The organism is Catellatospora bangladeshensis, assembly GCF_016862575.1.
GTDB classification, from domain to species: domain Bacteria; phylum Actinomycetota; class Actinomycetes; order Mycobacteriales; family Micromonosporaceae; genus Catellatospora; species Catellatospora bangladeshensis.
Genome location: NZ_BONF01000008.1, coordinates 314,560 through 337,764, shown reverse-complemented (window position 1 = coordinate 337,764; position 23,205 = coordinate 314,560). Strand labels below are relative to the sequence as shown.

The window sequence follows — 23,205 nt, the reverse complement described above, 5'->3', positions numbered from 1 at the left end:
CCGGAGCAATGATCGAGACACTCTTTCGGCTGCTCAGTGGTGAGATCTGGCCGATCGGGCGGGTGGGCGTTAGCCAGTTGTTACGTGCCGCGTCTGTTGCCGACACGCCGGGGTCCGTTACCTTTTGGCGCACGCGTATGAAAGTTTTCTTCATCGGCACGGACGGGAGCGGCAATGACGCACGACGCTGCGGACCCGCCGTATCTGCAGGTCGACGACCTACGGGTGCGGTTCAGCACCGCGGACGGCGAGGTCCGCGCGGTGGACGGGGTGAGCTTCGGCCTCGGCAGAGGGCGGACGCTCGGCATCGTCGGTGAGTCCGGCTCGGGCAAGAGCGTCACCAGTCTAGCGGTGATGGGCCTGCACGATCCGACCCGGACCACGATCACCGGCGCCATCACGCTCGGCGGCCGGCAGCTGGTGGGGATGCCCGACGACCAGATGCAGAAGCTGCGCGGGCGCGACGTCGCGATGATCTTCCAGGATCCGCTGTCCGCCCTGCACCCCTTCTACACGGTGGGCCGCCAGCTCGTGGAGGCATACCGCACGCACCATCCGGGGGAGTCCAAGGCGCAGGCCCGCAAGCGCGCCGTCGACATGCTCGGCCGGGTCGGCATCCCGCAGCCCGACCGGCGGTTCAGCCAGTACCCGCACGAGTTCTCCGGCGGCATGCGGCAGCGCGTCATGATCGCGATGTCCCTGATGAACGACCCCGCGCTGCTCATCGCCGACGAGCCGACCACCGCCCTGGACGTGACGGTGCAGGCGCAGATCCTCGACCTGCTCGCCGACCTGCAGCGCGAGTTCCACTCCGCGGTCATCCTGATCACCCACGACCTGGGCGTGGTGAGCCAGGTCGCCGACGAGGTGCTGGTCATGTACGGCGGCCGCGCCGTCGAGCACGGCACCGTGGCGCAGGTGATGCGCGGCCCGCAGCACCCGTACACCTGGGGCCTGCTGGCCAGCATCCCGAGCCTGCACGGCGACCCGGACGTCGACCTCAAGCCGATCAAGGGCAACCCGCCGAGCCTGATCAACGTGCCAGCCGGGTGCGCGTTCCACCCGCGCTGCGCGTACGCGATGAAGCCCGAGCCCTGCGCGGCGGACGTGCCGCAGCTGCTGCCGGTGCTGGCCGACGGCCACCGTGTCGCCTGCCACCTGCCCGAGGACCGCCGGACCTCGATCTACACCGAGGAGATCGCGCACGTGGGGGTGGCCCAGTGACCGAACCGCTGCTGAAGGTACGCGGGCTGACCAAGCACTTCGCGGTGCGCCAGGGGGCGGCCGGGGGCAAGGCGCTGGTGCGCGCCGTCGACGGGGTCGACCTGGACGTGCACCCCGGTGAGACGCTCGGCCTGGTCGGCGAGTCGGGCTGCGGCAAGACGACCACCGGCCGGATGCTGGTCCGGCTGCTGGACCCGACGTCCGGCTCGATCGAGTTCGAGGGCCGCGACATCACCCGGCTGGGCCGCTCGGCGATGCGCCCGCTGCGGCAGGACCTGCAGATCATCTTCCAGGACCCGTACTCGTCGCTGAACCCGCGGCACACCGTGGGCAAGATCGTGGCGATGCCGCTGGAGGTCAACGGCATCAAGCCGCCGGGCGGGATCAAGACGCGGGTGCAGGAGCTGCTGGAGCTGGTCGGGCTCAACCCCGAGCACTACAACCGCTTCCCGCACGAGTTCTCCGGCGGCCAGCGCCAGCGCATCGGCATCGCCCGCGCGCTCGCGCTGCGCCCCAAGCTGATCGTCGCCGACGAGCCGGTGTCCGCCCTCGACGTGTCGATCCAGGCGCAGGTCGTCAACCTGCTGCGCGACCTGCAGCGGGAGCTGGACCTGGCGTTCGTGTTCATCGCGCACGACCTGGCCGTGGTGCGCCACTTCAGCCGCCGCGTCGCGGTGATGTACCTGGGCAAGGTCGTCGAGGTCGGCGACCGCGCCGACATCTACGAGCGGCCGCGGCACCCGTACACCAAGGCACTGCTCTCGGCGGTGCCGGACGTGGCCGCGTTCGGCGAGCCCCGGCAGCGCATCCGCCTCACCGGCGACGTGCCGACCCCGCTCAACCCGCCGTCGGGCTGCCGTTTCCGCACCCGCTGCTGGAAGGCGCAGGACATCTGCGCCACCGAGGAACCGGCCCTGATCACCCGCGACGGCAGTGCCCAGGCGGTGGCCTGCCACTTCCCGGAGCCGGCCGGGCCGGAAGCAGCCGTGCTCGTCCCGGCGCAGGCTACGGCGCACGTTTCGGAGGTGACCGAGTGAGCATGTTGCAGATCGAGACCGACCCGGCGGGGATGGACCCGACGGCGGTGCCGGTCGCGCCGGAGCGGGGCATGGTCGGGCGCTCGCCCGGCCGGCTGGCCTGGGAGCGGCTGCGCCGCAACCGCACCGCGATGGTGAGCGGCTGGATCATGCTCTTCCTGGTGGTGCTGGGCGTGTCCGCGCCGCTGGTCGAGCTGCTCTACGGCATCGGGCCGTACGAGCAGTTCCAGGACCGGATCGCCAACAACAGCCTGCCGCTGGGCTACCTCGGCGGCATCTCCGGCGACCACTGGTTCGGCCTGGAGCCCAAGCTGGGCCGGGACATCTTCATCCGCCTGGTGTACGGCCTGCGCACCTCGCTGCTCATCGCGACCTCGGCCGCCGTGATCACCACGGCGATCGGCATCGTGCTCGGCATCGTCGCGGGCTACCTGGGCGGCTGGATCGACGCGGTGATCAGCTGGGTCATCGACTTCGCGCTGGCGCTGCCGTTCCTCATCTTCGCGCTGGCCGTGATGCCGACGGTGACCGCGCGCTTCTACGGCCCGCGCGACGAGATCGACGTGCCGTTCCGGATCGCGGTGATGATCCTGCTGTTCGCGATGTTCGGCTGGACCGGCACGGCCCGGCTGGTCCGCGGGCAGGTGATCTCCCTGCGGGAACGGGAGTTCGTGGAGGCGGCGCGGGCCAGCGGCGCGGGGCTGGGGCACATCCTGTTCCGGCAGCTGCTGCCGAACCTGTGGGCGCCGATCCTGGTCACCTTCTCGCTGGCGGTGCCGGGCTACATCACCGGCGAGGCGGCGCTGTCCTTCCTGGGCATCGGCATCGTCGAGCCGACGCCGGACTTCGGCGTGATGATCAGCAACAGCCTGGACTACATGGACGGGGACCCGATGTACCTCATCATCCCCGGCTTCGTGATCTTCCTGCTGGTGCTCACCTTCAACCTCTTCGGGGACGGCCTGCGCGACGCGCTCGACCCCAAGTCTTCGCGGTAGGGGCGGGGCATGCTGCGTTTCCTGATCAAGCGGCTGCTGCTCGGCGCGCTGACCCTGTTCGCCGTCAGCCTGGTCGCGTTCGGCATGTTCTTCATGCTGCCCCGCGACGCGGTCGCGACCATGTGCGAGAAGAACTGCAACGCCGAGCGGCTCGACCGCATGCGTGACGAGCTGGGCCTCAACGACCCGCTGTTCGACCAGTACACCGGCTACATGAAGGGCATCTTCGTGGGCCGGGACCTGGGCAGCGCCCAGGGCGGCCGGTGCGACGCGCCCTGCCTGGGGTACTCGTACACCAACGGCGAGGAGGTCACCGACATCTTCGCCCGGGTCATCCCGGTGACGCTGAGCATCGTCATCCCGGCCGCGATCCTGTGGCTGGGGCTGGGCATCGGGCTGGGCATGCTGTCGGCGCTGAAACGCGGCACCGTCTTCGACCGGCTGGCCATCGGCTTCTCGCTGACCGGCGCCTCGATGCAGCTCTACTTCGTGGGCGGCATCCTGCTGATCGTCTTCGTGTACACGCTGAAGATCCTGCCGCCGCCGCGTTACGTGTCGCTGTGGGAGAACCCGCTGGACTGGGCCGCCGGCCTGGTGCTGGCCTGGATGGCGCTGGCCTTCCTGTTCTCCGCGGTGTACGCGCGGCTGTCGCGGGCGCAGATGCTGGAGACGCTGGCCGAGGACTACGTGCGCACCGCGCGGGCCAAGGGCCTGACCAAGTCGAAGGCGTACGGGCGGCACGCGCTGCGCGCTGCGATCACGCCGATCGTGACCATCGCCGGTCTCGACGTCGGCGGCGCGCTGGGCGGCACGGTGATCACCGAGACCACCTTCGGCATCCAGGGCCTGGGCCGTACCGCCGTCGAGGCGGTCCGGCTGGGCGACCTTTCGACGATCATGGCGACCGTGCTCATCTCGGCGGTCTTCATCGTCGTCGCCAACATCGTGGTCGACCTGCTGTACGCGGTCATCGACCCGCGGGTCCGGCTGAGTTAGCGGCCAACCTGTGATCGACGGGGTATGGCGAAATCCGTCGATCATTGCTACATAATTTGTAGGTTTCCTTCACATCTGGCACGAGTGACTGGAGTGGATATGAGAACGAGAGCGGCACTGGCCGCCGGCGGCGCGCTCGCGCTCGTCGTGGGCCTGAGCGCCTGCACGGAGAACACCGACGGCAACTCGGGCATCGACCCCAACCGGCAGTCCAGCGGGGTCATCGCCACCGACCCCAAGGACTCGCTCGGCCCGGCGCCCGAGGTCCCGGGGGCCGTCAAGGGCGGCACCCTCACCATCCTGCGCGAGACCAAGATCTCGCACCTGGACCCGCAGCGCATCTACAACTTCGTGGGTCTCAACACCGCTCCGCTCTTCGCTCGCTTCCTGACCACCTGGAAGGACGACGGCAAGGGCAAGGTCACCCTGGTCGGCGACCTGGCCGAGACCCCGGGCGTGAACGTCAACAACGACTGCAAGGTCTGGGAATTCAAGATCAAGAGCGGGGTGAAGTTCGAGGACGGCAGCCCGATCACCTCCAAGGAGATCGCGTACGGCATCGCCCGCTCGTTCAACCCCGACCTCGCCGGCGGCCCGACCTACATCCAGGAGTGGCTCGCCGACACCGCGGCGTTCGACACCAAGTGGGACTTCAAGGCCAACAAGACCTCGCTGCCGCCGGGCCTGACCACGCCGGACGACAAGACGCTGCGCTTCGAGTTCGCCAAGCCGCACTGTGACCTGCCGTTCGCCGCGTCGCTGCCGTCGACCGCGCCGCTGCCGCCGGCCAAGGACACCGGCGTCGACCTGGACGCCGCGCCGTTCGCGTCCGGCCCGTACAAGCTGACCAAGAACACCGCCGGTGTCGAGCTGGTCTTCGAGAAGAACGAGCACTGGGACCCGGCCACCGACCCGGTGCGCCACCAGTACCCGGACAAGTTCGTCTGGCAGTTCGGCCCCGACGCCACCGCGCAGACCGACCGGATCATCACCGACGGCGCCGACGCGGCGACGCTGGGCTGGAACGGCGTGGCCACCTCCCGGGTGGCGAAGGTGTCCGCTGACGGCACCCTCAAGGGCCGCACCCTGCTGGAGCCGACGCCGAGCGCGAACCGGCTCACCATCAACACGCAGCGGGTCACCGACCTGACCGTGCGCCAGGCGCTCAACTACGCGATCGACCGCGAGGGCCTGATCAAGACGCTGGGCGGCGACTATGTCGCGTCCCCGATGACCACCCTGATGCCGCCGTCGACCCTGGGCTTCAAGTCCTTCGACGTGTACCCGGCCGGCAAGAACGGCGACATCGAGAAGGCCAAGGCGACGCTGGCCGGCAAGACCCCCGAGCTGGTGCTGGTCATCAGCGACGACTCGGGCGACCAGGAGATCGGCACCCAGCTGAAGAACAACCTGGAGAAGGCCGGCTTCAAGATCACGGTGCGCACCACCCCCTCGGACAGCAAGCTGGACGAGACCAAGAAGAAGAACAACCAGTGGGACCTGTACCTGGACTCCTGGGCGGCCGACTGGCCGAGCGGCGCCGCGATCCTGCCGGTGCTCTTCGACGGCCGCAACATCAAGCCGGAGGGCAACAGCAACACGTCCTTCATCAACAACGACGCGATCAACGCGGAGTTCGACCGGGTGCTGGGCATGGACCCGGCCAAGCAGGCCGACGAGTGGGCGAAGATCGACGAGCGGATCATGAAGGAGCTCGCCCCGGCGGTGCCCCTCTACGCCGACGTCGCCTTCTACATCCACGGCACCAAGGTCGGTGGCCTCTACATCGACAGCATCTTCGGCTACCCCGCCTTCACCCGCGCGTTCGTCAAGCAGTGAGGTGACCCCCTCACCCGGCGATCTTGCACGGACGGTGGGTACGACACGCCCCAAAAGGGCATAACGGCAACACTTCACGCAAGATCGCCAGAGCCGGGCTCCCGCGGAGACTTCCGCGGGGGGCCCGGCTCCTTTCACGACGGGATCGTGGTGGGGGCGGCTTCCTGGATGACGACGGTGGGTGGGAGGTCGTCCAGGGCGTGCCGCGCGTAGATCTCGCTGTCCAGCTCGCGCGGGCCCAGGTAGCGCTCGGCGAGCGGTGGCGGCAGCGCCGACCAGTCCCAGGGCTCCACCGCGATCGCCGCGCGCACCGTGTCCGGGCGGCGTGCCGCCAGCATCGCGGCCAGCCAGCCGCCGAAGCCGCTGCCGTACGCCGTGACGCGGGTGAGGTCCAGGTCCGAGTGCTTGTCGGCGATGATCCGCAGTGCCTCGGCGTGATCGGCGACGGCCAGGTCGGCCACCCGGCGGTGGGTCACCTTCTCGAAGCTCGGCGACACCCCGAGCGTGCCCCGCCCGTCCACCAGCACCACCGCGAACCCGGCCTCGGCCCAGTGCCGGGCCTGCGTGAACGCCTCGTGGTCGTTGCGCACCTGCTGCGCGGTGGGCGTGTGCGGCAGGCACAGCAGCACCGGCAGGCGACGGCCGAAGACGTGGCCGGGCGGGTAGAGCACGGCCGTGGGCAGCCGCCGGTCGGTTACCCGGTCCAGGGTCGGGCGGTTGGTGGTCGCGGGGACCGGGCGGCGCGGCGTGAGCTCTGCGACCATGTTGCCGGCGTGCCACACGGTGAGCTGCACACCCTCGTCGTCCAGGCTGCGGAACCCGGTCACCACCGTGTCCCCGCCGCAGGCGGCGCTGTGCCAGCCCGGGGCGCTGGTGAGCCGGTGCACCACCATGCCGCCGCTGGTGCTGCTGCGTACCCGGAACAGGTGCTGCTCGGCGGGCTCGCCCTCGCTGGCCTCGATGAGCAGGTCGCCCAGCTCGCCACCGGCCGAGCCGGGGCCGAGGCGGCCCACGACGCGCCGGACGTACAGGTTGGGCGGGGTGAGCAGGGTGCCGTCGGCGAACAGGCAGCGCGCGTCGTACCCGTCGTGGGAGATCTCGCCGCCGACCAGCACCCGGCCGTCGGCCAGGTGGCGCGGCGTACCGGCGATGGGGTTGACCCAGCGCGGGTCGGCCAGCTCGGCATGCACCTGGGTCTCGCCGGTGCGCCGGTCCACCGCCAGCACCAGGCCGTGCCCCTGCGAGCGGCGCAGCGCGGTGATCAGCGGGCCGCCGTCGGCCCAGCGCACCGCGCCGAGGTACGGGTAGATCTCGCGGTCCCAGTGCACGTCCACCCAGCCGCCGTCGAGGTCGAGCAGGTGCAGCGAGACCTGGTCGCCGCTGCGCCGGGTGGCCAGCACGCTCTCCCCGTCAGGGGACCACCACCAGCCCGAACCCCGGCCGAAGTACGCGGCGTACGGGTCGGTCTCGCCCCAGCGCACCCCGTCCGGCTCCCCGGCCAGCAGGTCGTCGCCGTCGGCGGAGGCCACCCGCAGGGTGCCCTCGTACAGGTACGCGATGCGCCGCCCGGTCGGATCGGGCCGCGCCGCGCGCACCGGGCCGGGCGTGGCCAGGGCGGTGACGCCGTCGGTGTCGGCCCGGAACAGGCGGCCGCCCGAGGTCCAGGTCACGACGGTGCCCGTGCGGTCGAGGGCGAAGTCGTCCACGTCGTCGGCCACGGTCCGGGACCGGCGGCCGAGCGGCTCGTCGATGTCGAGTACGCGATCGTGCAGGTGCCCCACCCGAAGGCCGTCAGCACTGACGGCGATGCGGTGGCCAGGCCCCGGCCCGTCAGGCTGCTGCGCCTCCATGGCCGCGATGCTATCGACGCGGGAGGTCGGCGCGTGGCGGTTTGCCTGATGCGGGCTAGAGTGACCGGGTGGCTCGCAGCATTATGTTCGTGCACGCGCATCCCGACGACGAGTCGATCGGCACCGGCGCGACCATGGCCCACTACGCCGCGACGGGCGCGCACGTCACCCTGGTGACCTGCACCCTGGGCGAGGAGGGCGAGATCCACGTGCCCGACCTGGCCCAGCTGGAGGCCGCGCAGGCCGACCAGCTCGGCGGCTACCGGCTCACCGAGCTGCGGCAGGCGCTGGCGGCGCTGGGCCCGATCGACCACCGGATGCTCGGCGGCGCGGGCCGCTACCGCGACTCGGGCATGATGGGCACCCCGGCCAACGAGCACAAGCGCGCGTTCTGGGGCGCGGATCTCGACGAGGCCGCCGACCACCTGCTCAAGATCATGGATGAGGTGCGGCCGCAGGTCGTCGTCACGTACGACCCGAACGGCTTCTACGGCCACCCGGACCACATCCAGGCGCACCGGGTCGCGATGCGCGCTTCGGAGCTGGCCGCCGAGCGCGGCTTCGGCCCCGCCAAGATCTACTGGACCGCGATGCCGCTGAGCGTGCTCAAGGCGGGCGTCGAGGCGCTGCGCGACTCCACGGACAACCCGTTCGCGGCGGTCACCGACGTGTCGGAGTTCCCGTTCGGCACGCCGGACGAGGAGGTCGCCGCCTGCATCGACGGCTCGGACTTCCACGACGCGAAGGTCGCCGCGCTGAAGGCGCACGCCACCCAGATCCCGGACACGTCCTGGCTCTACTCCATCGCCGGCAACTTCGGCCAGGAGTTCATGGGCGTCGAGCACTACACGCTCGCGGTGGGCGACCGCGGGCGCGGCGACGGCCCGTACGGCTGGGAGACGGATCTGTTCGCCGGACTGCCGGAGTGAAGCTGCTGGACTTCGCGATACGCGGGGTCGGGGCGCTGCTCGCGGTGTTCCTCGGGGGCATGACCGCGCTGCTGGAGGCCGTGTACACGCCGTACCGGATCGGCGGCTGGCCCGCGCTGTGGCTGCCGCCGCTGGCGTTCGGCGTCAGCCTGCTGCTGGGCTGGTTCGCGCGCACCGTGACCGGCACGGCCTGGGGCTTGTGGCTGGCCGCGGTGCCGTGGTTCCTGGTGATGGTGTTCGCGGTGGGCGGCACCCAGGAGGGCGACCAGATCGCCGCGACCTGGCTCGGCCTGCTGGTGCTGGCGGCCGGTGGCATCGGCTTCGTCGGCCCGGCCGCCTACCGGGCGGGCCGCGCGACGACCGCGCCCGCCGCCCGGCGGCCGTCCGCGCAGCCGCTGGGCGACGGGGCGCGCCGCTAGCGGCTCAGCACGTCGAGGCGGTCGGCCGCGTTCTGGTATGCCGTCGCGGGAACCCGTTCGGTGCTGGTGAACGGCCGCTCGATCTGGTGGATGGTGAACAGCAGCAACGTGATCATCCCGGCCACGGCACTGGTCATCGCGAGCTGGGTTCCGATGTGGTCGAACCGGAAGAACAGGATCGGCATCCCCGCCAGCAGCGCGCCGAACAGCAGCGCGAACCAGGTCACGTCGCCGATCCGCTTGTCCGCCAGGGCGAGCCGGTCCTCCCGGGCCTGCATCACCGCGTGCACCGCGGCCCCCGCCGACTCACCCTCGTCAGTGGACACGGGCAGCTGCGCGGACACCGTACGCAGCTCGTTCAGCATGGTCCAGCCCTGGTCGCCGACGGGTTTGCCGTCGCGCAGCCGCGGCAGCTCCCGGTCGATGATCTCCCGGAGGTAGGCGCGGGAGACGGCCTGGATGCGCGCTCGCGCCTCCGGCGGCCCGGCGTCGGCGGCCCATGCCACCGACTGCACCGCCTGCGCCTCACGGTAGGTGGCGTCGCGCGCGTCGTTGCCGATCTGCCACACGTCGATGAAGACGAACGCGGCGACGACGGCGTACAGCGTGCCGGTCATCGAGAAGACCACGCTGAGCACGTCGTGGGTGTCGGCGCGGCGGTCCGGCGGCCAGGACCGGCGGATCAGCACGACCGCGAGCGCGGCGAGACCGCAGACCCCGAGAAACCACAACAAGCCGCTCGCGTACGCGCGCATCGCGCCTCCCGGAAATCGAGTCTGCCCAAACGGGACGTTTGGGGCTATACAGGATGCTATGCGTGCGACGTCCAGATATCGACCCCTCGTTGCCGGGCTGCTTCTGGCCGCCGCCGTCGCCGTCCCGCCCGCGGTGGGCTGGCACGCCCGGCCCGCCGCCCACGCCGCCGTCGCCGCGGCGGGTGTCGTGCTGCAGGTGCGCTCGGTGGTGCCGAACGCGCCGTCTTCCCTGGTCACGCTCGATCCCGACACCGGCGAAGTGCTGCATCACCGTTGGCTGGAGCACACCGTCAACGCCATCGGGTACGACGCGGCGCAGGGCCTGCTCTACGGCGTGGCCACCCGGTGGCGGCTGGCGCCGCTGAGCGGGGGCGGGCATCTGGTCTCCGTCAGCCCTGCGGGTGACGTCATCGACCACGGGCCGGTGCTCGGCGGGTCTGCCGCCACCGCCTACGCGGGCGCCGTCGCGGGGGGCGAGCTGCTGCTGCGCGCCGGCAACCGGCTGCTCGGGCTGGACGTGCGGCCCACATCGCCGACGTTCCGGCACGTCGTGCGGCAGGTGCGGCTGTCGGCGCCGGTGGACGTGGGGGACTGGGACTACGACCCGGTCCGGCAGGTGCTCGTCGGCCTCGACGGCACGGGTGGCTCCGTGCGCCTGGTCGAGGTCGATCCCGGTAGCGGGCAGGTGTCCACGCGGGCGCTGAGCGGGGCGCGGCGCGGCGGCTCGTACGGCTCCGCCGCGCTGGCCGGGGACGTCCTCTACACGGTGAACAACGGCATGGACCGGCCGCTGCGGGCGTACCGCGTCATGCTCGGCACCGGCGTCGCGACCGAGCTGTCGGTGTCTCAGCCGGTGCACGCGACCGACGCCGCGTGGGTTCAGGCACCGCCGCCGAGCCCACCGCCCTCGCCGAGCCCGCCACCGTCACCCACGCCGTCGCCGTCGCCTTCGCCCAGCCCAAGCCCTTCACCGAGCCCGAGCCCATCGCCCAGCCCTTCACCCAGTCCGTCGCCGCCGAGTCCAAGTCCGTCGCCGAGTCCAAGTCCGTCGCCGAGCCCGAGTCCCTCGCCCAGCGCCAGCCCTTCCCCCAGCCCCAGCCCTTCGCCGAGCCCGTCAGCATCGCCCAGTCCGAGCCCTTCTCCAAGCCCATCGCCGCCGCCCAGCCCCAGCCCGCCGTCGCCGTCACCGAGTCCATCACCGTCGGCGTCGCCGAGTCCGTCGCCGGTGGTGCCACCGCTGGTGGTGCCGGAGCTGCCGCCGCCTCCGGTGCCTGAGCCGCCGGGCCCCTCGCCGGAGCCGGAGCCGTCGCCTGAATCGCCCGCGCCGCAGCCGAGCCCGGCCCGGCGACCGGCGGTCTACCTGCCGGAACCGGTATACGACGGCTACGACCCTGTGACGACGGGACGCAACACCGTCGTGATCTTCATCCTGGGCCTGTCCGGGGCGCGCCTGCTGCTCGCGGCCCGCCGCCGGCGCCGCTGAGCCGACCGTGGGAGGTGAGCCGGCGGGGCATGCATCTTCTGGGATGCGCATGAAACCCAGAAGATGCATGCCCCGCGATTTTGTGCACCGCCGCCGGGGACACATCACCTCCGCGCGCTACAACCCACGAGTTGTGGATACAACGCAGAAGTTGTGGGGCGGGGCAAGCACGCCTCGCCCGTCCCCCAAGGGCAGCGCGGGGCCGGGTCAGGCGGTGGCGGCGGCCTCGATCTGGGCGAGGTCCTCGGGCAGCAGCCCGGCTGCTCGGGCGCCCGCCACGGTGAGTTCGAGCTGTCGGTCCAGCGCCTCGATGGTGCGTACCCGATCGGGGGTCAGGGCGCCGCGGTAGCCGGAGCGGCAGCCGTCGGCGAGCATGCGCAGCGTGCGTACCAGCGGAATGACCACGGCGGTGTGCGGGGCGGCGTAGTGGCGTAGCTGATTGAAGGCGTGGCCGACGTACTCTGCGTGGTCGAGGTCGCAGGGGGTGAGCAGGATCCGGCCCTCGGGGTCGCGCACGGATTGGGCGGGGCAGTCGGCCAGCAGCAGCGGGCGCATGACCGAGCCGATGCGCAGGATCACCTCGACGGCGGTGGTCGGGTCGTTGACCGCGGCCGACAGGGCGCGCAGGCCGATGTCGTTGAGCTGCCGGAGGCCGAAGTCGATGTCCTGCTGCATGGTGCGGGCCGGGCCCACGATGACGGCCTCGGCGATCAGCCGGGCGGTGACGGCCGGGTCGGGCGGCGGCGGCCACATGGTCACCAGCGAGGTGCCCGCGGTGAGGTACGCGCCGACGCGGGTCTCCAGGCGCAGCACGGTGCCGGGCGGCGTGGCGGCGACGACGGCGCGCCGGCTGAGCTGCTGCACCCAGCCGTCGGCGACCGCTGTGACCACCAGCGGGCGGCCGAGCGCGGCCAGGTCCGGCGGCTCGACCGGGTCGCCGACCTTGACGCCGATGTGCGGGCCGTAGGGCAGCTCGCTGATCAGGACGTGGGTCTCCCGGGCCACCCGCTGCATGATCCGCCCGACGTACTGCTGGCGGCTGATGCGGTCCAGGTAGACCACGATCGCGATGACCGACAGCAGGGTGAGCAGCAGCGCCAGGCCGACGGTGAGCGGCGGGGCGTGGTCGGCGCCGGTGTCGATGCGCGACAGCGCCACCACGCAGAACGCGAACGTGCTCAGCAGCAGGCCGACCAGCACCTGTCCGTGGCGGTCACGCCAGAAGCCGCGCAGCACCCGGGGCGAGAACTGGCCGCTGGCCAGCTGGAGCGACACCACGAGCAGGGAGAAGACGACGCCCGCAGTGGTGATCATCGCACCGGCGATGGTGCCCAGCAGGGTCACCGCGATGTCGGGTGTGAAAGTGATCACCTTGCTGGGGTTGGTCATGAAGCGCTCGTCGATCTCGCCGAGCGCGTAGCTCAGCCCGATCGACAGCACCAGCATCACCATCGGCAGGAAGAGCAGGCTCTCCGCCATGCGGTCCCGCAGGGCGCGCGAGCGCAGGCGGCGCAGGTGTGGAGCCACCTCGTGTTCGAGCTCGGCCGACCCGTCGCCGTGCGTCGAATCACTCATTTCGGTCATAAGCCGCTATTTTCTCGAATGTGGGTGAGCTTCGTGTATCGCGCTACCCTTGGTCGCCGTACGTCTCCCACCAATGATGATGAGGTGCCGTCTTGTCCGTCGCCCCCGTTCCCCACCGACGCTGGCTGATAGCGGGTCTGGCTTCCGTCCTCGTGCTCACCGTGTCCGGCGCGTTCGCCGGCAACGCGTTCGGTGCCGACGTGCCGCGCGGCGCCAAGGTGCTCGGCATCGCCATCGGCGGCAGCCGCGAAGACGCGCAGGACGCGCTGCGTACCGGCCTGGCCGCGAAGGCCGACCAGCTCAGCGCGCCCGTGACGGTGCGCGTGGGTTCGCAGACCGCGAGCGTGCAGCCGCAGGACGTCGGCCTCAACATCGACGTCGACAAGACCGTGGACGCGGCCATGGCGCGCGCCCGCAACCCGATCGCGACGGTGTTCGGCGGCGGCGCGGTGCCGCCCGTCGTCACCCTGGACGAGGCGCGCCTGGCCACGTCGCTTGCTCCGGCCGTGCAGAAGGCGGCCGCCGCGATGACCCTGCCGGGCGTCACGTTCGATGGCACCACCCCGAAGCCGGTGTACCCCAAGGCGGGCCAGGCGCTGGACGGCGCCGGCGCGGCCGCGGCGGTGCGCGAGGGCTGGCTGCGCGACAGCGAGATCAAGGTGCCCCTCAAGGACAAGGCCCCCGCGGGTACGCAGGCCGACGTGGACCGCATGATCGCCGAGGTCGCCCGCCCGGCGACGGCCGCCCCGGTCACCGTGACCACGCCGCGCGGCAACCTGACCGTGTCGCCGAAGGCGGTCGCGGCCAGCCTGGTGATCAGCTCGGACGCGCAGGGCAGGCTGTCCGCCCGGGTCGACGCGGCCAAGCTGCGCAAGGCGATGGGCACGGAGCTGGCCAGGGTGGAGACCCAGCCGCGCAACGCCACCATCGGCGGCGGCGACGGCACCACCGCGCAGGTGGTCGCCTCCACCGGCGGCACCCTGGTCGACACCGCCAAGCTGGCGAACGACCTGCTGCCGGTGCTCAAGCAGACCGGCCCCCGGACCGTGCCCGCCGTGATCAAGGACGTGCAGCCGGCCACCACCACCGGCGAGCTGGCCGAGCTGGGCATCAAGGAGCAGATCTCCAGCTTCACGACGTACTTCACCGGCGGGCTGAGCAACCCGCGGAGCAAGAACATCGTGCAGATCGCCAAGGAGGTCGACGGTGCCATCGTGCGGCCCGGCGAGACGTTCTCGCTGAACGGGCACACCGGCCCGCGCGGCTACGCCGAGGGCTACCACGACGCCCCGATCATCATGGACGGCAAGCTGATCCCGGGGGTGGGCGGCGGCGCGTCGCAGTTCACCACCACGATCTTCAACGCGTCCTACTACGCCGGCATGCAGGACGTCGAGCACAAGCCGCACTCGTACTACTTCTCGCGGTACCCGGCGGTCATCGAGTCCACGATCATGTATCCGTCGCTGGACCTGAAGTTCACCAACACCAGCCCGTACGGCGTGCTCATCGACACCTCGTACACGAACAAGTCGGTGACCGTGAGCATGTGGTCCACGAAGGTCTACGACAGCATCACGACCCAGTACGACCCGAAGCGCGACATCGTCGAGCCGGAGAAAAAGGTGCTGGAGGACGGCCCCACCTGCATTGCTACTAACGGTAGTCAAGGGTTTACTCAGGACGCCTGGCGTATCTTCCGCAAGGACGGTAGAGAGATCAAGCGAGAGAAGTTCACCTGGCGGTATGACGCTGAGCCACAGTTCGTGTGCGAGGCGAAGACGCCGCCCCAGACTGCCAAGCCCTGAGGAGGGGTCCGATGAAGGAGCGCTGGCTGCCGGTCGGCGTGATCGCCGGTGTGCTGTTCGTGATCAACGTGGTTGCCAGGTGGGTGGCCAAGGGGATCGACGACGCGGACAAGCAGTCCGTGGCCGGGATGATCGCGCTGGGTGTGATCGGTCTCGTCTTCCTCGCGATGGCGGCCTACTGGGGGCGTACGCGGCCGATCTCGCGGGTGGTCGCGGACCTGGCCGCCGCGGGCGGGGTGGCGTGCCTGCTGAGCATCTTCATCGGGCCGCTGCTGGCCGGTGAGGGCCCGTTCGCGAACGGCGCCGGCGCCTTCTTCGCCCAGATCTGGGTCTACGCCGCGGTCTTCGCCGTCGGCACCGGCCTGGGCCTGGCGGGCCTGGTCGCGTTCACCGCCGACTACCGCTCCAAGCAGCTCAAGTCCTACGCCGAACGCAGCAAGGCCCACCCCCGCCGCGTGTAAAGGCAAGGAAGGGCACCTTCTTGACGCTATGCGTTGCAGAAGGTGCCCTTCCTTATCTGAGCTGGTAGCGGGTGTAGTGGTGGTGGCGGGTGAAGCCGAGGTCGGCGTAGAGGGCCAGGGCAGCGGTGTTGCGCGACTCGACCTGGAGGAACACGTCGGTGGCGCCCCGCCCGGCGGCCCAGCGGGCGAGCACGCCCATGGCCTCGCGGGCCAGGCCCCGGCGGCGGGCGGCGGGTGACGTCTCCACGCCGAACACGCCCAGCCAGCGCCCCTCCCCGGTGATCGAGCCGCGCGCGCGGGCGAGCAGCGTGCCGTCGGCGTCGAAGCGCTGCGCGAAGACCAGATCGGGCACGGCGGTCAGCACGTGCAGCGCGGCCTCCGGCAGTTCGCCCCGGGTGCCCGCGATCATGGCCAGGAACTCCGGCGACGGCGCGTCGTTCAGGGCGAACCCGGCCCCGTCGGGCGTCGCGGCGATCAGCTCCGGCAGCGGGCAGACCTGTACCTCGACCGTGCACTCGGCGTGCCAGCCGTCCTTGAGCAGCTCCCGCTCGACCCCCGCGGCCAGCGGCAGCGGCACGTCGACCTGCGGCGGCAGGCCCTGGCGCCGGTAGAAGTCGATCACCGCGTCAAGTGCCTCCGGCAGCGGCATGCCTGGATCGCCGACCGGCAGCGCCGAGTTGGCCCGGCCGGTGTAGCCGCCCGCGGCGCGCAGCCGCCAGGTGCCGAGCATCTCGACCGCCGGCGGCGGCCACGCGTCGGCGGCGGCCAGCTCCAGGGCAGCCGTCTCGCGGGCGGTGGGGCCGCGCCGGGCGGGCACCACCTTGGCCCGGTGCACCTCGGCCAGGGGTACGACGACCAGCCCGTGGGACGTGGCGACGGTCAGCGAGGTGTCCCCGACCGCGGTGAGTTCGCCCAGCACATCGGTGAATAGCTGCCGGTCGCCGTGGGTCCCGGCGCGTCGGCGTACCACCACGCGGGACCCGAGATCGTTCTTAGCCAACACTGACTACCTACCTCCTCGCCCCGGATATTAGGCTTGCCGTTGGCCGCGTAACGCGGCGGAACGTGTTTGCTCATGTTCCGGGAGTGCGTGGAAGGACGACCCGTGACCTACATCATCGCCGAACCGTGCGTCGATGTGCTCGACAAGGCCTGCATCGAGGAGTGCCCTGTCGACTGCATCTACGAGGGCAACCGGATGCTCTACATCCACCCGGACGAGTGCGTTGACTGCGGCGCGTGCGAGCCGGTGTGCCCGGTCGAGGCGATCTTCTACGAGGACGACGTGCCGGAGCAGTGGCGCGACTACACGACCGCCAACTACGAGTTCTTCAACGAGCTCGGTTCGCCCGGCGGCGCCTCGAAGATCGGGAAGATCACCGCGGACGCGCCGTTCGTCGCCGCCCAGCCGGCGAAGGAAGGCGACCACTGAGCGCTCAGGCTCCCGGCTCAGGCCGGCGGAGGATCTCCGCCGGCCTGCCGGACTTCCCCTGGGACCTGCTCGAGCCGTCCAAGCGGCGCGCCGCGGCGCACCCGGACGGCATCGTGGACCTGTCCATCGGCACACCGGTCGACCCGGTGCCCGCGGTCGTGCGCAAGGCGCTGGCCGAGGCGTCGGACTGGCCGGGCTACCCGCTGACGGCGGGCACGGCCGAGCTGCGGCAGGAGATCACCGCCTGGACGGCGCGTCACTGCGGCGCCCCGCCCGGGTTCGGGGTGCTGCCCACCATCGGTTCCAAGGAGCTGGTGGCCTGGCTGCCGTCGCTGCTCGGCGTCGGCCCCGGCGACACGGTGGTCATCCCCGAGGTCTGCTACCCGACGTACGAGGTGGGCGTCCGGCTCGCCGGTGCCACCGTGGTCCGGGCCGACAGCCCGCCCGGGGGCGTCCGGCCCGCGCTGATCTGGATCAACTCGCCCGGCAATCCGACCGGACGGGTCGCGTCCGAGGCCGAGCTGCGCGCCTGGATCGCGTACGCCCGCGCCACCGGCGCCGTGCTGGTCAGCGACGAGTGTTACCTGACCCTCCCGTGGACGGCGCAGCCGCTGTCGGTGCTGTCGGTGTGCGACGGCGACCTCACCGGCCTGCTCGCCGTGCACTCGCTGTCGAAGCGGTCCAACCTGGCCGGCTACCGCGCCGGGTTCGTCGCGGGCGACCCGGAGCTGGTCGGCGAGCTGCTGGCGGTGCGCAAGCACGCCGGCATGATCGTGCCCGGCCCCGTGCAGGCCGCGATGATCGCCGCCCTGGCCGACGAGTCCCACGTCGACGAGCAGCGCGCCCGGTACGCCGCGCGCCGCGAGCTGCTGTCCGGGGCGCTGCGGGAGGCCGGGTTCACCATCGACCACTCGCAGGCCGGGCTCTACCTGTGGTCCACGCGCGGCGAGGACTGCTGGCAGACCGTCGACGCGCTCGCCGAGCTGGGCGTGCTGGTCGCCCCGGGCGCCATCTACGGCCCCGGCGGCGCGCAGCACGTACGGGTCGCGCTCACCGCGACCGACGAGCGCGTACGCACCGCCGTCGCGCGTCTCGCCGCCCGCTGAGCCCTTCTCGCCTGATCGAAGCTCCCGCCGCTGTTTCCGGCATGGCTGGAGCTTCGATCGTGGAGCTGAGGGTCAGGTGAGCGCGATCGGCACCCGGGTCGCCCAGTAGATCTGCTGCTGCGGGCCGGTGAAGACGAGCACGACCGCCAGGTCGGACAGCTGTGGTGCGCTTGCGCGGCCGAAGTCGTTCGAGAAGGTGATCGAGGCGGGGTCCTCCGTCGTGGCGTCCACCGCCATCGGCTGCTCGTGCGTCGTGCCGCCTGGGCGCAGGGCCGACAGCCAGGGGTAGCGGTCGGCGAGCTCGTAAAGGTAGCCGTCCCAGCCCGCGCCGTATTGCCCGTAGACGGTCACCGTGGTGTTCGTCCGGGTGTCGACGACGAAAACCTGGTGCCGGTCGTCGGGTGAGCGCTGCGGCGGCAGGGTCAGGTCGACCCGTCCGAGCAGCTGCACGATGTCGTTCCCGCCGGTCCAGCCGCGGTCGGCCCAGGCCATCTTCAACGCGGCGGCGTCGGCCTGGTGGGTCTGCGAGGTGGCCAGGCGCAGCCGGGCGGTGGCCTGCACGGCCTCCGGCCCGTACGGCGGGGTGTCGCGCGCGACTCCGGCACCGACCCAGCCGGCGGTTGCGGCCACCAGCATGAGGCCGAGCACGGCGGGCACCGGCCCGCGCCGGACGGGCGGGGTCGCCCACCACACGCTGAGGGCCAGCAGCAGGCCGCCGAACACCCACAGCCAGCCGGCTTCCGTCACCACATCCTGCGTCGCCCCGGTCAGCCTGGGAGTCAGCAGGTCCGCCTGGCGCAGCAGGCACTGGACCGTGACCAGCACGCCGAACGCCGTCAGCCCGGCGGCCGCCCGGTCGCGAATGGCGCGGTCCACCTCGACGGGTGCACCCTGCAGCGAGGGACGCCGCGCGACGTGCCGCACCGTCCCCGCCACCACCGCGCACGCGGTCAGCGCGGCCAGCCCCCAGGCGGCCACGACGATCGGGTCTCCGGGATCGGCCAGTACGCACAGGACGGTGACCGGCACCGTCAGGACGGCCGCCACGGCAGGGGTGGCTCGCAGCCAGCGCGGCAGCGGGTGCGGCGGCTTGAGGGCGGCGCCGGACCGGAACAGCCGGAACTCGGCCAGCATGCCGCCGAGCAGCCAGCCTGCCGACATGGCCAGGAAGTCAACGGCGATCCGCTGCTGCGGCAGCAGCCACAGGAGTGGGAGCACCATGCCCGCCGCCATGCCCCAGATCCGCGACCGCCGGGCCTGGCTCAGATATCTGGTCACCGGCGCGCCCCACTCGTCGGGCAGGTCGAGCCGGTGCCACCGGACGAAGTTCGTCAGCCCGGCGCGGCCCGCCGCCATGACCGCGAGCGCCGGGATGGTGACGAGAAAGGCGAGGCCCAGGGCCACCTTGGCGTCCACTTGCGTACCTGCTTTCCCCCGTGACAGTGCGCCAGACTGTAGCGGTACGCCGCCATCGAGCGACGTCGCAGGTTAGCGGTGTGGCACGCGGTGCGCGGCGAGGCGTTCGAGGAAGGCGCGGTTGGCCTCCCAGCCGTCGACCTGCGGCGGGTCGGTGCCCAGCCACACCGGCTCGGCGGCCGGGTACGCGTGCAGTTGCTCCTCGACCCCGCCGCGCGTCACCACGACGCACGCCTGCCGGTGCCGGGACGCGAGCACGCACAGCCGCCCCGCCTCCAGGTGGAACGCGCTGGCGTCGCGCCGCCCGCTGAGCGGATGCCAGGCCAGCACGACCTCGTACTGCCGCCCCTGCAGCCGGTTCGCCGTGTCCACGGTGACCCCGGTGACGCCCCGCCGTTGCAGGGCGGCTTCGACGTGCGCCTTCTGGTCCCGGTGCACCACGCCCACGGCCACGTCCGCGTGGCTGAGCGGCCGCGCGCCGGACGGGTCCACCGTGGACGCCTCGGCGGTGACGAGCTGGTGCACCAGCTCGGCCAGGGTCGCGACCAGCGCCGGGTCGGTGCGCGGCACGTGCGCCTCGGGCAGCTCCAGCAGCGCCCAGCCGTGGTCGGCGGCGTGCGCGAGCGCGGGGTGGGTGAGGCTGCCCAGCTCCAGCCGCCGGTCCTGCGGCGCGGCCCCAGCGGTGAAGGCGCGGGTGTAGAACGCGTCGGAGATGACCGGCGCCGTGTGCGGGGCGAGCCGCCAGCTCACCGGCAGCGGCACGACTGGGGTCTGCGGGTGGTGGCGCAGCAGCGTCCCGGCGGCGGTGTCCAGCGGCCAGGTCGCCATGGAGCGTACGGAGTGCTCGTCGGCGACCGTGAACGGCGCGAGCTGCCCCGGGTCGCCCACCAGCAGCAGCCGGTCGAACAGGTGCCCGACGCGCACCAGCGCCGCCGCCGACATCTGGTACGCCTCGTCGATGATGCCCAGCGGCCACACCCGCTCGTCGGCCTTGACGTACGCCCACTTCGCGGCGGTGCCGACGATGACGTCGCTGCCGCCCAGCTCGCCGAGCTTGGTGCCGGTGCGCACCTTCGTCCTCGGCCAGCCGCGCGGCGGCGTCCACTCCTGACCGTGCAGGCGGCCCGTGTTCAGTCCCGCCCCGGCCAGCGCGATGACCAGGTCGTCGGCCTGGTCGTTGGTCTGCACCACGATCGGCACGTGCTCACCGGCCGCGACCAGCCGCCGCGTCAGCTCCCGGACCAGCGTCGACTTGCCCGCCCCCGGCGGCGAGTCCACGACCACGGCCCGGTCGGTGCCGCGCACGCGGTCCCAGACCTCCTCGATCGCGGCCCCGTGCCGCGCCCCCGCCGTGCTCACTCCGCTGCCTCCGTCCCCGAGGCGACGGCATCGATCTCGCCGTCCGGGGCGGTCCGCGCGGCCGGGACCGCGCCGCTGAGCCGGGGCTGCGGTGTGGCCGTCGGCGGGCCGGCCGCGACGTCGGTGTCCAGCTCGTCGTCCTGCTCGGGCTCGGCGGCGGGTCTGCGGTGGCCGCGGGTGGGCCAGGGCAGCTCGTCGGGGAGGTTGTCGGGGAAGTGCTGCTGGGGGCCGAAGGGCGCGAGCACGACCTCGGTGTCGGTCTCGGGGAGCAGGTTCAGCTTGGGGCGGGTGACGGCGCCGCTGACCACCATCAGCTCGACGGTGTCGTCGGTCGCGGCGCGCACGGTCATGCCGAGCTTGCCCAGCCACAGCTCGGTGCCCGCGGGGCGGTCGAACGCGGCGTTCGTGCGTACCCACAGCAGGGGCCGCAGCACCGACCGGCCGCCGGCGTTGGTGATGGTGTGCTCGGGGTCGCGCTTGACCACGACGCCCGCCACGGCCTCGCCGGTGGCGAGGTAGCGGGCCATCACCAGGGGGTCGTCCAGGGCCATCTGCCGGTCCAGGGCGGTGGTGCGGGTCTCCAGCTCGTGCAGGTAGCGGTAGGCCGGGACGTCGGCGAGCCGGGTGGTGAACGAGACGGTGCCGGCCAGCACCCGCTCCCGGTGCCGGGTCCACGACCAGCGGTCGGACTCCCAGCGCCGGGCCACGTGCTCGCCGGGCGGCAGCAGCCGCACCAGGTCCAGGGCGGCCCACGTGTCGCGCCAGGCGCCGTCCAGCACCTCGGTCGCGGCGATCTTGAGGCGGCGTACGTCGCCCTGCTCCTTGGCGCGTTCCAGGGCGGGGCGCAGCACGACCTGGTCCCAGGCGGGATCGCTGGCGGGACCGGCCGGTGGGCGGGCCTCGGCGTCGCGGGCGGCCTGCCACGCGTCGGACCCGGCGGGCGGCTCGATCCAGGCCAGCAGGCGGCCCAGGTGACCGTCCTCGGTGGGTAGCTGGCCGGTCCGCCAGTGCGTGGTGAGCAGGTCCGTCGCGGTGAGCAGCACGCTGGAGCCGGGCAGGTGGCGGCGCGAGGCGATCCAGCCCAGGTGCGCTCCGGCCTGCTGCAGCACCGGGTCGTCGAGGGTGCGCAGGTACTGCCCGAGCAGGCCGACCCAGTGCGCGGTGGCCTCGTTGGGCACCACCAGCTGCGGCGCGTCCACGCAGCAGTGGTTCACGTCCAGCTCTCGGCCGTTGCCGGTGGCCCGCACGACCGGCTCGGTCACCGTGTAGCGGCTGAGGTAGGTGGCCAGGTCCCGGGCGAGCGCGCCGAGCGCGGTGAAGCGCTGCTTCCGGTCGCGCGGCTCGGCGATGGTGAGCAGCTTGGGGGAGTCGCGGAACGAGCCGTAGCGGATCGCGACGGGCGCGGACGGCTCACCGGCCAGGTGGTAGCCGGACAGCACCCAGGGCCGCGGCGACAGGTGCCGGTGGGCGCGGGACGCGGCGGGCACGGCCCGCGCCCGGGACAGCGCGAGCAGCCGCTGGTACACGTCGAGGCTCACGGCACGCTCCCGGTGGCCCACCCGTACGCCTGCGCCGCCCGCGCCAGCTCGGCCGCGATGGCCTGCTCGGACTCGCCCTGCGGGGTGCGCTCGCCGTGGGCCAGCGCGAGGGCATGCGCGGCCAGCCCGACCGGGCCGCACAGGTTCGCCGCGGCGGCCCCGGCGCGGGCCACCGAGCCGTCCTGCTCCGCGCCGGTCCGGCAGTGCGTGTACATGGGGCAGCTCGGGCAGCCGTCGCCGAACCGTGCCTCGACCTCGGCCAGCGCGCCGACGAGCGCGTCGCCCTGCAGCGCCGGGCCGCCGTCGGCCTGCCGCCGCAGCCGGTCGGGCAGGTCGGTGCGCAGCCGCGCGAGCGCCCAGCCCAGGCGGCGCACCTGCGGCGCGACGTCCAGCGTGGTGGCGACGGGGGCGAGACCGAAGTTACGCGGCAGCACCAGCAGCGCCCGGCTGCTGATGCGCTCCGGCACCGGCGCGGCCTGGCGCAGCGCACCGACGATCACGGCCACCTCGCGCGCGGTGCCCGCGACCTTGGCCGGATCGGCGTGACCGTCGACGACGGCGTACGACCTGATCTCGACGGGATGCAGCAGCGTGCCGTCGGAAGCCAGGACGACCTGGTCGGGGGTGACCGGCAGGTCGCCGAGCCGCAGCCGGGGCTCGCGCCACACCCAGAGCCCGGGGCCGCTGGGCAGCGCCTCGGTCTCGACCGCGGCCGTGCACTCGATGCCCAGGTGCCGGGTGACCAGCTCGGGCAGCCGGGCGGTGGCCAGGTGCGCGAAGGTGCCGTCCCGTTCCCGCGCGTACGGGCTCTGCCCGCTGGGCGGGGCGCCGATGGCCTCGGCCAGCACGCCGAGGTCGACCCGGGCGGCGTCGAGCGCGAGCCTGCGACGGCAGCCGGGCGCGTCGAGCAGCCCGGCCATCCGTCGTGGATCCAAGGTCAGCGCCTCCCGGGCTTGCCGCCGGTCGAGGCC

Annotated in this window: 20 protein-coding genes; 12 read left to right on the top strand and 8 right to left on the bottom strand. The window is 72.3% G+C overall.

Features of this window, described 5'->3' with window-relative positions:
* The first annotated feature begins 174 nt into the window (after nucleotides 1-174).
* The 5 genes from Cba03nite_RS06575 (at nucleotide 175) to Cba03nite_RS06555 (ending at nucleotide 6,094) form a co-directional block, all read left to right on the top strand.
* Nucleotides 175-1,224, top strand: coding sequence for an ABC transporter ATP-binding protein (locus Cba03nite_RS06575; protein ID WP_203743037.1), 1,050 nt, complete (start codon nucleotides 175-177; stop codon nucleotides 1,222-1,224).
* Nucleotides 1,221-2,261, top strand: a complete 1,041-nt coding sequence (locus Cba03nite_RS06570) for an ABC transporter ATP-binding protein (protein WP_203743035.1) — start codon at nucleotides 1,221-1,223, stop codon at nucleotides 2,259-2,261. The genes Cba03nite_RS06575 and Cba03nite_RS06570 overlap by 4 nt, the downstream gene beginning before the upstream one ends.
* A gap of 2 nt (nucleotides 2,262-2,263) precedes the next feature.
* Nucleotides 2,264-3,259, top strand: coding sequence for an ABC transporter permease (locus tag Cba03nite_RS06565; RefSeq protein WP_203743319.1), 996 nt, complete (start codon nucleotides 2,264-2,266; stop codon nucleotides 3,257-3,259).
* 9 nt (nucleotides 3,260-3,268) lie between these two features.
* Nucleotides 3,269-4,255: an ABC transporter permease gene (locus Cba03nite_RS06560; RefSeq protein ID WP_203743033.1), complete on the top strand. Its 987-nt coding sequence runs from the start codon at nucleotides 3,269-3,271 to the stop codon at nucleotides 4,253-4,255.
* A 99-nt stretch (nucleotides 4,256-4,354) separates the two neighbouring features.
* Nucleotides 4,355-6,094 (top strand): ABC transporter substrate-binding protein, encoded by a 1,740-nt coding sequence (locus Cba03nite_RS06555; protein WP_203743030.1) that lies wholly within the window; start codon nucleotides 4,355-4,357, stop codon nucleotides 6,092-6,094.
* Between the two features lie 134 nt (nucleotides 6,095-6,228).
* Here the strand turns inward: Cba03nite_RS06555 and Cba03nite_RS06550 are convergent, their stop codons facing one another.
* Nucleotides 6,229-7,944 (bottom strand): S9 family peptidase, encoded by a 1,716-nt coding sequence (locus Cba03nite_RS06550; protein ID WP_203743028.1) that lies wholly within the window; start codon nucleotides 7,942-7,944, stop codon nucleotides 6,229-6,231.
* A gap of 83 nt (nucleotides 7,945-8,027) precedes the next feature.
* Here Cba03nite_RS06550 and mshB point away from each other — a divergent pair, with 83 nt between their 5' ends.
* Nucleotides 8,028-8,873: an N-acetyl-1-D-myo-inositol-2-amino-2-deoxy-alpha-D-glucopyranoside deacetylase gene (gene mshB, locus Cba03nite_RS06545; RefSeq protein WP_203743317.1), complete on the top strand. Its 846-nt coding sequence runs from the start codon at nucleotides 8,028-8,030 to the stop codon at nucleotides 8,871-8,873.
* Entirely contained in the window at nucleotides 8,870-9,292 is a 423-nt protein-coding gene (locus Cba03nite_RS06540; protein ID WP_203743026.1) for a hypothetical protein, read from the top strand. Before mshB ends, Cba03nite_RS06540 begins: the two co-directional genes overlap by 4 nt.
* On the opposite strand, the gene Cba03nite_RS06535 is transcribed toward Cba03nite_RS06540, so the two are convergent.
* Entirely contained in the window at nucleotides 9,289-10,047 is a 759-nt protein-coding gene (locus tag Cba03nite_RS06535; protein WP_203743024.1) for a bestrophin-like domain, read from the bottom strand. The two genes, Cba03nite_RS06540 and Cba03nite_RS06535, sit on opposite strands and share 4 nt — an antisense overlap.
* A 58-nt stretch (nucleotides 10,048-10,105) precedes the next feature.
* Here Cba03nite_RS06535 and Cba03nite_RS06530 point away from each other — a divergent pair, with 58 nt between their 5' ends.
* Entirely contained in the window at nucleotides 10,106-11,530 is a 1,425-nt protein-coding gene (locus Cba03nite_RS06530) for a DUF6923 family protein (RefSeq protein ID WP_203743022.1), read from the top strand.
* A 207-nt stretch (nucleotides 11,531-11,737) separates the two neighbouring features.
* On the opposite strand, the gene Cba03nite_RS06525 is transcribed toward Cba03nite_RS06530, so the two are convergent.
* The gene (locus tag Cba03nite_RS06525; protein ID WP_203743020.1) at nucleotides 11,738-13,105 is read right to left on the bottom strand and encodes a DUF2254 domain-containing protein; all 1,368 of its coding nucleotides are present in this window, start codon (nucleotides 13,103-13,105) and stop codon (nucleotides 11,738-11,740) included.
* 101 nt (nucleotides 13,106-13,206) lie between these two features.
* Here Cba03nite_RS06525 and Cba03nite_RS06520 point away from each other — a divergent pair, with 101 nt between their 5' ends.
* Nucleotides 13,207-14,922 (top strand): VanW family protein, encoded by a 1,716-nt coding sequence (locus tag Cba03nite_RS06520; RefSeq protein ID WP_239125511.1) that lies wholly within the window; start codon nucleotides 13,207-13,209, stop codon nucleotides 14,920-14,922.
* Between the two features lie 11 nt (nucleotides 14,923-14,933).
* On the top strand, nucleotides 14,934-15,383 hold the full coding sequence (locus tag Cba03nite_RS06515) for a hypothetical protein (RefSeq protein ID WP_203743018.1): 450 nt from the start codon (nucleotides 14,934-14,936) through the stop codon (nucleotides 15,381-15,383).
* A 52-nt stretch (nucleotides 15,384-15,435) separates the two neighbouring features.
* Here Cba03nite_RS06515 and Cba03nite_RS06510 read toward each other — a convergent pair whose 3' ends face one another.
* Entirely contained in the window at nucleotides 15,436-16,386 is a 951-nt protein-coding gene (locus tag Cba03nite_RS06510; protein WP_203743016.1) for a GNAT family N-acetyltransferase, read from the bottom strand.
* 102 nt (nucleotides 16,387-16,488) lie between these two features.
* On the opposite strand from Cba03nite_RS06510, the gene fdxA reads away from it, so the two are divergent.
* Both fdxA and dapC read left to right on the top strand, forming a co-directional pair.
* Nucleotides 16,489-16,815, top strand: a complete 327-nt coding sequence (gene fdxA / locus Cba03nite_RS06505) for a ferredoxin (protein ID WP_239125510.1) — start codon at nucleotides 16,489-16,491, stop codon at nucleotides 16,813-16,815.
* Nucleotides 16,816-16,847: 32 nt separating this feature from the next.
* Nucleotides 16,848-17,921, top strand: coding sequence for a succinyldiaminopimelate transaminase (dapC, locus tag Cba03nite_RS06500; RefSeq protein WP_239125530.1), 1,074 nt, complete (start codon nucleotides 16,848-16,850; stop codon nucleotides 17,919-17,921).
* Nucleotides 17,922-17,993: 72 nt separating this feature from the next.
* Here dapC and Cba03nite_RS06495 read toward each other — a convergent pair whose 3' ends face one another.
* From Cba03nite_RS06495 to Cba03nite_RS06480, 4 genes are all read right to left on the bottom strand, one after another.
* Nucleotides 17,994-19,337 carry a hypothetical protein gene (locus Cba03nite_RS06495; protein ID WP_203743012.1) on the bottom strand — a complete coding sequence of 448 codons (1,344 nt, stop codon included), beginning with the start codon at nucleotides 19,335-19,337 and terminating at the stop codon, nucleotides 17,994-17,996.
* Nucleotides 19,338-19,409: 72 nt separating this feature from the next.
* The gene (locus Cba03nite_RS06490) at nucleotides 19,410-20,696 is read right to left on the bottom strand and encodes an AAA family ATPase (protein WP_239125509.1); all 1,287 of its coding nucleotides are present in this window, start codon (nucleotides 20,694-20,696) and stop codon (nucleotides 19,410-19,412) included.
* Nucleotides 20,693-22,234, bottom strand: coding sequence for a hypothetical protein (locus tag Cba03nite_RS06485; protein ID WP_203743011.1), 1,542 nt, complete (start codon nucleotides 22,232-22,234; stop codon nucleotides 20,693-20,695). The genes Cba03nite_RS06490 and Cba03nite_RS06485 overlap by 4 nt, the downstream gene beginning before the upstream one ends.
* Complete coding sequence (locus Cba03nite_RS06480; protein ID WP_203743009.1) at nucleotides 22,231-23,169, bottom strand: hypothetical protein; 939 nt, start codon at nucleotides 23,167-23,169, stop codon at nucleotides 22,231-22,233. Before Cba03nite_RS06480 ends, Cba03nite_RS06485 begins: the two co-directional genes overlap by 4 nt.
* Nucleotides 23,170-23,205: the final 36 nt, after the last annotated feature.